Raw genomic sequence first — 12440 nt, 5'->3', positions numbered from 1 at the left:
TGATGACGACGGTTCGGGCGGCCGCGGGGCGCGTCAGCGTCCGCCCAGGGGGACGGTGACGCCGCCGGAGAACATCGAGTCGTGGAGTTCGATGGCCTTGAGCTTCACGTTCTTCGGGACGTCGAAGATGACGACGCCCTTCACCGAGTTCCCGGGGTTGATCTGCTCCAGGAACGACCGCGTGTCCCGGTTGCTCCAGATCGCCGCCTCGGTGTCGGCCTCGAACTCGCGCCCCTTCGTGTCGATGAGCGTCTGGTTCGTCCCGTCGAACATGCGGGCCTCGTCGCCGATGTTCTCGACGGTGATGTGGACGAGGACGTACTGCCCCTGCGCCTCCGAGCCCGCGTACTGGTTCCCGACCCGCGCGACGCCCTTCTTCACCTTGGTGACGGTGAAGGCGAACTTGCCGTCCCGGTACTCGCGCCCGATCCCGTCGGCGACCTTCGCCCCGCCCTTCCGGGGCTCCGCGCTCTTCTCCGAGTCCGCGCCCTTCCCGGTGCCCGCGCCGCCCGCGGCGGCCTCCTCGCCGCGCGTCCCGGCGGACCCGGCGTCCGTGCCGGACGACGTGGCCGCCGGGTCGGACGCGGTCGAGACGATCGCCCCGCACGCCACCATCAGGAACAGGGCCGCGACGCCGCCGACGGCCGCGTAGAGGCAGCCCTTGCCGCGCCGCCGGGGCGGGGGGACCGCCGGGTGCCCGTGCGGCGGAAGGGGCGGGTGCGGCGGCAGGTGCTGCGGACCGTGCGGGCCCGCGGGCTGCGGACCTGGTGCGGGGATTCCGTGGCCGGGATTCATGCTCTCTCCGTGGTTCTCGGCGGCACCTCGGTGTCGCGCCCAGCGCCGCGCTCGTCCAGCGAGGCGCCTGATGTTCACAGCAAAGCACAATACCGATGTGAACGCAATCAACCTACGAATCGTCGCCCAAGTAGTCACCTCCACCGGCGCGGATCCGCGATACCGTGAACCAGGTCAACCGGCCCGACCGGCCGGTACCGCTAAGGTGTGATCACTGAACGCCGCCTGAACGTCGGCTGGAGGGAGTGCTGGTGTGTCGAACGATGCGACCGTGACCGCTGCCGACATCGCCCGATTGGCGGGTGTGGGGCGCGCGGCGGTGAGCAACTGGCGGCGCCGGCACGACGACTTCCCGCAGCCGGTCGGCGGCACCGCCACCAGCCCGACGTTCTCCCTCGGCCAGATCGAGGGCTGGCTGCGCGACCAGGGCAAACTGGCCGACCCGCCGCTGCGCGAGCGCGTCTGGCAGACCCTCCGGCAGGCCGCCGCCGCCGACGTCGAACTGTCCGACGTCATGACGTTCGCCGGGGCCTTCCTGCTCTCCCTGCACGCGGACCCGTCCCTCCGGAACGACCTGTCCGCCTTCCCGGACGACCGCGCCGGCGAGGCGCTCGCCGCGGCCGTCCGCGCGCACACCGACCGGCTCCCCGCCTCCTTCGACGCCGCCGCCCACGTCCCCCTGGCGCGCGCGCTCGCCGGGCTCGCCGACGAACTCGGCACCGCGGACGCCTTCGAGTTCCTACGCACGCGCTACCTGGAGCACCACAGCCGCCGCGTGTACATGACGCCCGAACCGGTCGTCCGGCTGATGCTCGACTTCGCGACCGAAACGCCTCGCACCGTCCTCGACCCCGCCTGCGGCACGGGTGCGTTCCTGACCACCGCCCACGACGTCTACAAGAACGTGCAAGAGCTCCTCGGGCAGGAGATAGACGAGACGACCGCGCGCATGACCGCGGTACAGCTCGCACTGCGCGGGGCCCCGGCCGAGGTCCGTCCGGGCGACTCCCTGCGCGACGACGCGTTCGCCGGACGCGCCGCCGACCTCGTCGTCACGAACCCCCCGTTCAACGACCGCAACTGGGGATACGAGGAGCTGACCGGCGACCCCCGGTGGGAGTACGGGCTGCCGCCCCGCATGGAGTCGGAGCTCGCCTGGCTGCAGCACGGGCTCGCGCACGCCGCGCCGGGCGGCCTCGTCGTGATGCTGGTGCCGCCCGCCGTGGCCGCCCGCCGCTCGGGCCGCCGCATCCGCGCCGAGCTGCTGCGCCGCGGCGCGCTGCGCGCCGTCGTCGGACTCCCCGCGGGCGCCGTGCCGAACATGGCCGTCGCGGTCTCGGTCTGGGTGCTGCGCCGCCCCGCCCCGGGCGACCAGCCCGCCGACGACGTCCTGATGGCGGACGTGTCCGCCGAGCCCGGCACGTACCACGAGGCCGCCGTGGACGCGTGGCGCCGCTACCTCGACGGCCGTCCGCAGCGCGGCGCCGCGACCGTCGTCCGCATCATCGACCTGCTCGACGACGAGGTCGACCTCAACCCCGCGCGGCACCTGCCGCAGCGCACCGCGCCGTCCGCCGGGGGCGCCTTCACCCGCGAACGCGAGCGCCTCGAGAGCGCCGCCGCCGCGCTGCCCCGGGCCGTCACCGCGCTGGACCTGCTGAGACAGGCGCGGGGCGGCGACGAGCCCGCGATGACGACGATCGGCGAGCTGGCGAAGGCCGGCGTCCTGCAGCTCCTGCGGGTGTCGCCCCGCATCCGGATGGACGAGGGCACCGTGCCCGTCCTTACGCTGGACGACGCCGCCCGCGGCCGGGGCCCGACCGGGGCCGCGGCCCCCGACGCGGACCACGTCCGGATCCGGGCCCGCGACATCGTCGTCTCCCAGATCGCCCGCCACCCCGTCGCCCGCGTCGCCGCCGAGGACGGCCCGGTCCTCGGGCCCGGACTGACGATCGTCCGCGTCGACCCCGCCCGCAGCGACCCCGACTTCGTCGCGGGCTGGCTGCGGCTGGGCGCCCGCGGCGTCCAGCCGGATCGAGCGAGGCCCGTTCATGACGGGCGCTGTGCGGCGGAGCGGTGTCGGCTGATGTTGCGTTGCAGCAGCGCGAGGGATTCGCTGACGCCGACGCCGCCGGACGTCGGCTCGGGGAGCCGGCCGTCCTCCCCTTTGAGGCGCAGGAGCGCCTGTTCCATGGCGGTGTGCGCGGCGAAGAGGCAGGGGGTGCTGTAGACGGCGACGTTCACCCCGAGCGCGGCCAGTTCCGGCAGCGACAGGCGCGGCGACTTGCCGCCGGCGATCTGGTTGAACAGCAGCGGCTTGTCGCCGATGACCTCGCGAATCCGGCGGATGCCCTCGATGCTGCCGATCCCGTCGACCAGGACGACGTCGGCGGCGGTGGCGGCGAGGGCCTCGGCACGCCGCAGCATCTCCTCCCCGGTGGCGTCGGTCCGCGCCACCACCACCAGGTTGCGCCGGGTCTGCAGCACCGTCGCCAGCTTGTCCAGGTACTCCGGCAGGGGGAGGAGTCGCTTGCCGTCGACGTGGCCGCAGCGGCGCGGCCGTTTCTGGTCCTCCAGGACCACCCCGGAGGCGCCGATCAGCTCCAGTTGCTCGATGACGTGGCAGGCGACCTCGTTGTCGACATAGCCGTCGTCGATGTCGACCAGCAGGTGCCGGTGCGGGAAGGCCAGCCGCAGCCGCTGCGTGAACGCCACCATGTCCGGCCAGGCGATGAAGCCGATGTCGGGCAGGCCGTAGAACGAGGCGGCGAACCCGAAGCCGGACACGAACAGGCCGTCGTAGTGCTGCGCGGCCACCGAGGCCGAGAACATGTCGAACACTCCGATGAGCGGAGTGACCCCTTCCGCCGCGATGTCTCGCCGTAGCTCGTCCCCGTAGTTCACCCGTCACTCCTTCGTCGCGGGCGCCGAACCCGGACCGAACGAACACCCATCCCGCGCGGACCATGCTAACTCTATGAATTTATTTAACTACAAGCAGTAACAATGATGTGGCCGTCTTGAGACGCCCCGGGCCCACCTCCGGAGCGGGCGCCGCCGATGCTGTCAGCGCGCCGCTGTCGGTGAGCGGCCGTCGGGCCGCGCCACCTGCGCGGACGTGCGGCGGCGCAGGCTCGCCGCGCCCCGCGGACGCCGGTACCCTACGCACACGGTGCCGGGCGGATCCGCCGGCGTCCGGACCGGCGGAGGAGGTGCGAGTGCGGCGCGGCGATCTCCTCGGAGAACGCGGACGGTACGAACTGGACCAGGCGATCGGGCGCGGCGGCATGGGCGAGGTCTGGCGCGCCTACGACCGGTTCCTCGACCGCAGGCTCGCGGTCAAGTTCACCGTCGTCGGCGACGAGGCCCTCGCCGGGCGGTTCGAGCAGGAGGCGCGCAGCACCGCGTGGTTCGAGCACCCCGGCGTCCCGACCGTGTACGACTTCGGGCGGCACCGCGACACCGACCGCGGCCACTGCTTCTACCTGGTGATGCAGTACGTCGAGGGCCTCACCCTCGCCGACGTCGTCGACTCCCGCGAGCGGCTGCCGGTCCCGTGGGCGGCCCTGATCGCCGCGCAGGTCTGCGCGGTGCTGAGCGTCGCCCACCGGCGCCCGCTCGTCCACCGCGACCTCAAGCCCGGCAACCTCATGCTGTGCCCGGACGGCTCGGTGAAGGTCCTCGACTTCGGCGCGGCGGTCGCCCTCGGCCCCGACGACGTGCGCCGCACCACCACCGGCCTCGGCGCGCCCCACACGCCCGGCTACACGGCCATGGAGCAGGTGTACGGGGCGCCGAGCCCGCAGAGCGACCTGTACTCCCTCGGGTGCGTCCTTTACGAGATGCTCACCGGACGCCGAGTGTTCGAGGGGGCGACCCCGTACGAGGTGATGCGCCGCCACGAAACCGAGGACCCGGCCCCGCCCCGCCGGCTGCGCCCCGACATCCCCTCCGGTCTCGACGCTCTCGTCCTCGAACTCCTCAAGAAACAGCCCGGCGACCGCCCCAGGGACGCCGAGGACGTCTACCAGCGGCTTCTGCAGTTCGTCTCCGCACTCGAACCGCTTCCGGGCATCGTCACGTCCCCGCCCGCGCACCTGTACGCGCACGCCGTCAGCCGCATCAAGGTCGCCGCGGCCGCGCGCCGCGTCGAGGAACCCGTCGAACTCCCCACCCGCGGCGAGGTCGTCCGGGCGCGCGAGGAGGCCGCCGTCCTCGCGGGCGAGGGCCGCTACACGCAGGCCGCCGAACTGCTTTCCGACCTCGCCGAACCCGCCCGGCTCGCCCTCGGCGACGACGATCCGGAGTGGCAGCGCCTGCAGGCGGAGCTCGCCGACGTCCTGTTCGACGGCGGCGACTACCGGCGCGCCGTCCACGCCTACCGTTCGGCGGCCGCCGACCTGGCCGAATGGGAGGGGCCGGACGGCCCGCAGGTCCTGCACTGCCGCGAGCGGGAGGCGGTCTGCCACGCCCAGCTGGGGGCGACCGGATCCGCGCTTCGCGCTCTGGAGGCGCTGCTCGGCGACGTCGCGCCCGGCCGCGGTCCGGACGACGCGCTCGTCCCGCGGCTCCGCGAGGAGATCGCCCGCGCGAAGCTCGCGGCGGGCCGAACCGCCGAAGCCCGCGAGGAGCTCTCCGGGCTCCTTACCGAGCTGGTGGGCCGCAACGGCGAAACCCACCCCCAGATCCCCGGCTTGAGGGCGCTTCTCACCGAGTTGAATTAGGCAAGAAAGGGCTGGGCCTGTCCGTGTACGACACGTACAGGTGGTCCCGCGCGCGCGTGCACGCCACGAACAGCAGACACCGCTCCTTCTGGACGTCCTGCGCGTGCGCCTTCGGGTCCTCGTCCTCGCTCGTGAGGGCCTGGCCGGACGGCAGAGAACTCTCGTCCGCCCCCACGACCGCGATACAGCGGAACTCCAGCCCCTTCATCCGGTGCATCGTTCCCACCTGCACGCCGTCGGACGAGCCGGGCACCTGGCACGCGGGCACGCCCGCCGCCTTGAGCCGTCCAACGACCCTCTTCACCAGGAACACGTATCGCGCCGCGACCCCGATCGATCCCGGCTCCACTCCGTCGTCGATCCACGTCCGGACCTGCGCGACGAGCCCGTCCATCTCCGCGTCCGCGCTGCCGTACTCCCGGACGAGCGGGCGGCGTCCGTGCATCGGCGACCGGTACCCGTCCAGCGTGTCCGCGGAGTCGTCCAGCCCCTGGGCGGGCGCGAACCCCAGCAGCGGCACGGACCACTGCAGGATTTCCTGCGTCGTTCGGTAGTTCAGCTTCAGCTTCGTGCTGCGTCCCCGCACGTTGATGCCGAGGCTCGCCAGCGACACGTGGCTGTCGTAGATCCGCTGGTGCGGGTCGCCCACGATGAAGAGGTCGTCCGGCCCCTGCGCCACCAGCCGCCGCAGCAGCCGCCACTGCGTCGGATGGATGTCCTGCGCCTCGTCGATGATCACGTGGTCGTACTCCGGCGCCCCGGCCAGCTCCGCGGCCTCGTTCGCGAGCTGCGGGAACGTCGACTTCCCCGCCGCCGCGAGCCCGTCCGTCACATGCCGGAGCGCCCGCCACACCACCGACCGCTGCGCCTTCCCGAGCGGCACCCCGCGCCCCGACCTGGTGCACGCGAGGTACTCCTCCTCGCTCTCCAGCCCCTGTGCGAGGACGACCTGCTCCCATTCCCGCTGCAGGAACACGGGGGAGTGGGCCGTCCCCTCCGCGGCCTCCTCCCACAGCCGGTCCAGGAGGTTCTGCGCGGCGATGGCCGGCCGGTGATGCCGCCCCACGATCGCGTACGCCAACGCGTCGACGTTCCGGACGTGCACCCGCCCGCGCACCTCGGGATCGTCCACCAGCAAGGCGAGTTGATCCCCCAGCGCCTCCGCCAGGTTCTTCGTGAAGGTCGTCAGCAGCACTCGCGCGCCGTCGCGCTCCGCCAGGAACTTCGCCCGATGGAGCGCGGTGACCGTCTTGCCCGTACCCGCCCCGCCCGTCACCTGCGCGGGCCCGTTGTACCGCTTGAAAGCGACCTTCCGCTGCACCGGATGCAGGAAGACACGCCACGTCGCGAACGGATGGGCGAGCACGTCCCGGAGCTCCTCGGGCCCGTTGACGAACACGACCTGCCCGGGCGTCCGCCGCATCGCCGCCACGAGGTCGTCGGGATCGACCTCCTCGGACGACTCCTCCACCGGCAGGCACTGGGCGACCTCGGCCCACGCCTCCTGCGGGTTCATGCCCTGCACTAGCGCCAGCAGCGCGATGTACTGGGGCTCCGGCAGGAGCTTCTCCAGCGCCTGCAGGTGCGCCTCGTTCGTCAGCAGCCGGACCAGCGGGATCAGTTCCGCGTCGATCCCGAGCCGCATGAGGTCCTTGTCGAAGACGTGCTCGAACAGCCGGTACTCGGTCCCCTCGGCCGCCTTCTCCAGCGCGGGCGACATCTCCTCGAGGGCACCCTCGTCTCTGACCTCCAGGACGCCGAGCCGCCGGTTCACCGAGAACCGCCGGCTTTTGGCGTACTCGATCGCGTCGTCGTGCCCGAGCACGCTGATCAGGCAGTACACGTCGCCCTGATCGGGCGCGAGCACGACCCCGCGCCAGTACTGGTCGATCCGGATCGTCCGAATACGGGGGTCCCGCGCGTTCCGCAGTTTTTCCAGGTGCAGGCCCGCATGCGTGTGCTCCGCGAACTTCGCGAGCGCCGCGTCAACGCCCTTGCGCACCTTGGGCTCCAGCTTGGCGTACTGCGGCATGAACGAATTCGCAATAGCCAGCTCAGCCACCCCGCACGCCCCTCCCGCCAGAAACCCAGGCCAAGGGGGCCATCCTAGAGATTCTCAAGCCCCCAGATGGTTGAACCGTGTACCTCCGGCCACCTCCGGTCACCGGCAGCTCCGCCACGACGGAGCCGACGTCGCGGCGACTCATGCCGCCGCGCCGCCGAGATCCGACCTGAACCGCACTCCACACGGTGTCCAACTGCTCAGTGCTCATGTGCGCGAGCCGCGCGGCATCCGGCCCGAACCGTCCGAACCCAGCTTCGTGCATCACTCACATACGCACGTCCAAGGGAACTCCGCCGCGCCACCGTCCACCCGGCGCGGGGTGTACATACCGTTGGCCGACGCCCGGTTCGTCCGTCCCGGCCAACGTCCACGAGCAGGAGGCCGAAGCCGAACGGCGTAGGGGAGTGGTCCAGTCACGCCCTCGCCGCAACGAATCGCGCACCGTTCTCTCGCACGCGGCACGTCGGTTCTGAACCGGCGCTGCCGCACTGAACGAGTGCCAGGTTCCACGTCACGACCGGCCCGGCGGCTCTGTTCGAGCGAATCGCGCAGATCATGGACGAGCCCGTTCGGCTGTGAGGACCTTCATCAAGTACTGCTTCGGCTAGGGGTGCCATTCGCCGATCTTCGTCGGCTGCTCGCCTCGCAGCATCGCCGTTACGGCGGAGTCGAGGCCGTCGCCATAAGTGAACAGGTAGTTGTCCACCCCTGCGAAGATTTGCTGTGCGCCGATCATTAGGGTCATGTGCGCCCGGTTCTGACCTATGGGGTACAAGGGCAGGCCCGCGAGGCGCGTGTACTCCCGATAGGCTCTTTCCGGCAAACCGCGGACGCCGGCGACGGCATCGAAGTTCGTGAAGTCGAAGTGCCGGGTTTCGCCGATGTCGACGTACGGGGGGTGCTCGACGTGGAGTCCGTCGAACTCGCGGACGAGGTCCACGGGGCCGGCCTCCGCTCGAAGGCCCAGGGAGTCCCACGCCTGCAGGGCCGGGGCCGTGTCCGCCGCTCTTCCCTCGAACCATCCGGCCGCACGGAGCAGCGAAACGACGTCCTCCGGGAAACGGTCACCCATCGAACTCACCGTCCGAGCATATCGCTTCCCACGTCTCGGGCTCCTTGCGTCACCATCGTGCCGAGGCACGACAGGCAGGACGGTTTGATGTTCCCCGTGGCCGACTCGACGACGATGAATTCGACATCGCGAAGTTGGGCGCCGGGGTTGTTGCGGAGAACCATGCTGCCCGCCCGGACCTCCGCGCAGTTTCCGGCGTCCCCCGCGTAGGTTTGCCCGCCGCGCGACAAGTCGATGTCCGGGCTGATCGGGACGCGGCCGGTGGCTCCGGAATACCCGACCTCCCATTCATCGGGGTCGGTGCTGCCCTTGATCCGCGCCATCGCGGTCATCGAGGCGTCCGCCGGCGCGTTGTGCCTCTCCAGGCGCGCCTCATCGAGCAGTGCCTGATCGGGATGCACCTCATCGTCGTGGTCAGACCCGCCATAGTTGTGCGGCGTGAGGCCGAGCGGATCGGCCCAGGTGGTCGGGTCGGGAACGTAGGAATGCGGGTTGGGCTGCGGGGTGATGCCCAGCGGGTCGGCCGTGACGTATCCGCCGGCCACCGGGTCGTAATAGCGGTTGTAGTTGTAGTTGAGGCCGGTTTCGGGATCCTGGTACTGGCCCGGCATCCGCAGCGGGCAGAGGCTCGGGAAGGCGCCGCGCGCTCCCCAGATGTTCGCCGGCCGCGCCGCGACGACCTGTCCGTCCGCCCGGACGAGTTCGGCGGGCGCACCGACCAGATCAGCCACGATGGCATAGAACTGCGTGTCCACCTGGGCCTGGGATTCACGGTCGGGATTCGCCTCGTGCTCGATCTGCGTCAACGGCCTGAACGTTCCGGGCTCGTAGTCCCAGGTGGTCGTTCGGGTTCGGTAGCGCCCGTTCTCGGAATCCCACACGCTGTGCGTCTGCTCCGCCAGGCGTGTGCCGTCCCAGGTGTAGGCGAATCGCTGGCGGACGGTCTCGCCCTCTTCGGCGAGCTGCTGCTTGGCGACGCGCCGTCCCAGCGCGTCGTAGTGGTAGCGCCACCGTGAGCCGCCGGGCACCCGGACCTCGACGAGGCGGTCTTCGGCGTCCCACTGGAACGTCCAGCGCCGGCGCCGGCCGGAGAGCGTCGTGTGCTCCCGGAGCACGACGCGTCCCTGCGCATCGTGCTCGTATCTGACGCGCCCGGCGCGTTTGATCAACGTTCCGGTGTACTCGCGGACTCCGCTGTCACCCGACTCCCCGTCGGACTCGGGCCACTCGCCGTGGACGATGTTGCCCATGTCGTCGTAGGCGTACCGCTCCGTCCACCCCTGGGCGCGCACCGCGGTCAGGCGGCCGCGCTCGTCGCTGTCGAAGGCGCGGTCGCCCGCGAGGCGGTCGGTCATGCCGGTGAGCCGGCCGTCGGCTCCATGGGCGTACGTCCGGTGCTGCTGGAGCGTCGCCTCCTCGCCGGGCCGGGCCGGGGCCGTCCACAGCGTCTGGGCCGAGAGCCGGCCCGCGTCGTCCCATTGCTGGGCGACGACGGCCTCCGCCCCGATCCGCCGCTCGATCTCCCGACCGGCGGCGTCGTGCTTGAAGGCCAGCGTCCGGCCTCCGGTGCGCAGATCGGTGGGGAGGCCCGCGGGCCCGTAGGTCCAGCGGCTCTCCGCACCCGACGGCGTGGTCCGGCCGACCACCTGGCCGCGGGCGTCGCGCGTGAGGCCGAGAGTCGCCGTGTTGCAGGTCTCGGCCAGGACGCGACCGACCTGGTCGTAGGTGAACCGGAGGTCGGCGTCGGGGCTCACCGCTTGCACGAGGCGTCCCACCGGGTCGTAGCCGAAAGTCGTGACCTTCGACCCCGCCGTCTTCCGGACGACCTTGCCGAGCACGTCCCGGTCATACGTCACGCTCTGCCCCGCGCCGTTGGTCCGGGCGGCCAGGCGCCCGGCCGCGTCGTGCGAGTAGGTGAGCGTGCGATGGTTGAAGTCGGTCTCCGCGATGATGCGTCCGCACGGGTCGTAGCGGTAGGACCAGGTCAGGCCCTCGGTGGTGGTCACCTGCGTCAGCCGTCTTTCGGCATCGTGCGTGAACGACAGGCTCGAACCGTCAGAGCGGATCATCTTGGTCGGAAGGTCGAGCGGGCCGTACTCGGTGCGCGTGCTCCGCCCGGACGGGTCGACGTACTCGACCGTGTTGCCCTCTCCGTCGTGACGCCAGCGTTCCGTCGCCCCGTCGTGCCGGGTGCGGGAGAGCAGGCGGCCTTCCGGCGACCAGCCGAACCGGTCCTGCCGTCCGGCCGGGTCGACCGATCCGGTCGGGAACCCCATGGCGTCGTAGGAGTACCGGTGCGTCGCGCCGCGCGGGTCGGTCACCGTGAGCGGGAGCCCCGCCTCATTGTTCTCGGCGGTGTAGGTGTGGCCGAGTGCGTCGGTAATGGCGACGGGAGCGCCCTGCGGCCCGTACTCGAACCTGGTGACGGCGCCCGAGGGATCGGCGCGTCGCACGAGATTGCCGCGTTCGTCGTACTCCTTCCGCCATTCGGCGCCGTCCGGCTGGACGATGCGGACGGCCAGGTCGAGCTCGTTGTATTCGGCGGAAAGGGAAGCGCCGTCGGGATACTCGACGCGGGCGAGGTTGCCCCGCTCGTCGTAAGCGTGCCGGGTGGTGTGCCCGAGCGGATCCGTGCGCGCGAGAAGACGGTCGTGAGCGTCCCACTCGAAGCGCGTCACCGCGCCCAGCGGGTCGACCACCTCGACGATCTGGTCGAGATCGTTGTACCGGTGCGTCGTCGTGTGGCCGAGCGCATCGGTGACCAGGGTGCGGCGGTTGCCGGGGTCGTAGGTGAAGGCGGCGTTCAGCACGCCTTCGGAGCCCTCCCCGCGGACGGCCCGGCCTTCGTCGTCGTAGGTGTAGCGGTACCAGTGCTCGTTGCGGTCCACCCAGCCGGTCAGACGGCCGCGGTCGTCGTAAGCGAACCGCTGCGGTACGCCGGAGGTGTCGTGGACCTCGGTCAGGTGCCCGGCCGTGTCGTAGCCGAACCGGCGGAGCACCGTCCCGTCCGGGGTGCGCAGCGCGCTGATGCGCCTCTCCCCTTCCGCGCTCGCCGCGGTGTCGACGACGATCCGGTAGCCGCCCGAATGGCGGATCTCCACGAGGACCTGCTCCTCGTAGACCAGATCGATGCGGTTGCCGTTGCGGTCGGTGACGGCGGTCAGCGGCAGCCGGGACCAGCCCGTCTCCTCACCGGGCGCCGGAAAATGCAGCGTCCGGCCCGTCCGGGGGACGGTCAAGGTGTAGGAGCCCTCCGCGGTGAGCGTCAGCGGATGCAGGGGGCCCGCGGCGGGCAGCGAAACGACCTTCGGCACCAGAACCTGGGGGTACGAGCGGACGGACCCGTCCGCGGCGAGGAAGTGGACGCCCTCGGCGTCCACGTCGAGAGCCTGATCGAGCGTCGACGCCCATGACGGCCCGAACCAGCGGCCCGCCCGATAGGACGACACGTGCGTCCGCTCCAGGACGAACGGCAGGACGCCCTGCCACGACACGTCCCGCTGGCTCAGCAGCACATCGCCGGTGATGATGCTGATCGGGTCCCCGCTCTTGGGCGTCTCCTCGGTGGGTCGCGCCTGCGACTGCTGGGAACCGCCCCTGCGGTCGCCGCCGCGGCCGTCACCGGGAGTGGCCGGGCCGGACGGTTTGCGGCCGTTCGGCCCGGACGGCCCCCCGCCGTTCGGGCCGCCGCGCCGGCCTCCCTTGGGAGCGGGGAACAGGTTGCCGGCCATCTTGCCGAAGACCCCGCCGGCCCGTCCGCCCGCCCTGCCGCCCCGTCCCCGCC

Annotated in this window: 6 protein-coding genes and 1 pseudogene; 2 read left to right on the top strand and 5 right to left on the bottom strand. The window is 71.5% G+C overall.

Going from position 1 to position 12440, the window contains the following annotated elements:
- Positions 1–33 precede the first annotated feature (33 nt).
- A complete protein-coding gene (locus tag DMH08_RS23505; protein WP_026400325.1) occupies positions 34–795 on the bottom strand; it encodes a DUF4352 domain-containing protein in 762 nt (253 codons plus the stop codon).
- A 514-nt stretch (positions 796–1309) separates the two neighbouring features.
- Between DMH08_RS23505 and DMH08_RS42450 the strand changes: the two are divergent.
- Positions 1310–2197, top strand: a pseudogene (locus DMH08_RS42450) (HsdM family class I SAM-dependent methyltransferase); the annotation flags it as partial.
- 647 nt (positions 2198–2844) lie between these two features.
- Here DMH08_RS42450 and DMH08_RS23490 read toward each other — a convergent pair.
- Entirely contained in the window at positions 2845–3699 is an 855-nt protein-coding gene (locus DMH08_RS23490; RefSeq protein WP_125617749.1) for an isocitrate lyase/PEP mutase family protein, read from the bottom strand.
- Between the two features lie 314 nt (positions 3700–4013).
- Here DMH08_RS23490 and DMH08_RS23485 point away from each other — a divergent pair, with 314 nt between their 5' ends.
- Positions 4014–5519 (top strand): serine/threonine-protein kinase, encoded by a 1506-nt coding sequence (locus DMH08_RS23485; RefSeq protein ID WP_026400322.1) that lies wholly within the window; start codon positions 4014–4016, stop codon positions 5517–5519.
- Here the strand turns inward: DMH08_RS23485 and DMH08_RS23480 are convergent.
- The 3 genes from DMH08_RS23480 to DMH08_RS23470 all read right to left on the bottom strand — a co-directional run bounded on the left by DMH08_RS23480 (position 5503) and on the right by DMH08_RS23470 (position 12387).
- A complete protein-coding gene (locus tag DMH08_RS23480; protein ID WP_125617746.1) occupies positions 5503–7581 on the bottom strand; it encodes a UvrD-helicase domain-containing protein in 2079 nt (692 codons plus the stop codon). The two genes, DMH08_RS23485 and DMH08_RS23480, sit on opposite strands and share 17 nt — an antisense overlap.
- A 607-nt stretch (positions 7582–8188) precedes the next feature.
- Positions 8189–8656: an SUKH-3 domain-containing protein gene (locus DMH08_RS40270; protein WP_158642379.1), complete on the bottom strand. Its 468-nt coding sequence runs from the start codon at positions 8654–8656 to the stop codon at positions 8189–8191.
- Positions 8657–8661: 5 nt separating this feature from the next.
- Entirely contained in the window at positions 8662–12387 is a 3726-nt protein-coding gene (locus DMH08_RS23470; RefSeq protein WP_125617742.1) for a DUF6531 domain-containing protein, read from the bottom strand.
- Positions 12388–12440 lie beyond the last annotated feature (53 nt).

The sequence above is a fragment of the Actinomadura sp. WAC 06369 genome (genome assembly GCF_003947565.1).
Lineage (GTDB): Bacteria > Actinomycetota > Actinomycetes > Streptosporangiales > Streptosporangiaceae > Spirillospora > Spirillospora rifamycini.
This window is presented reverse-complemented; position numbering and strand designations above follow the sequence as displayed.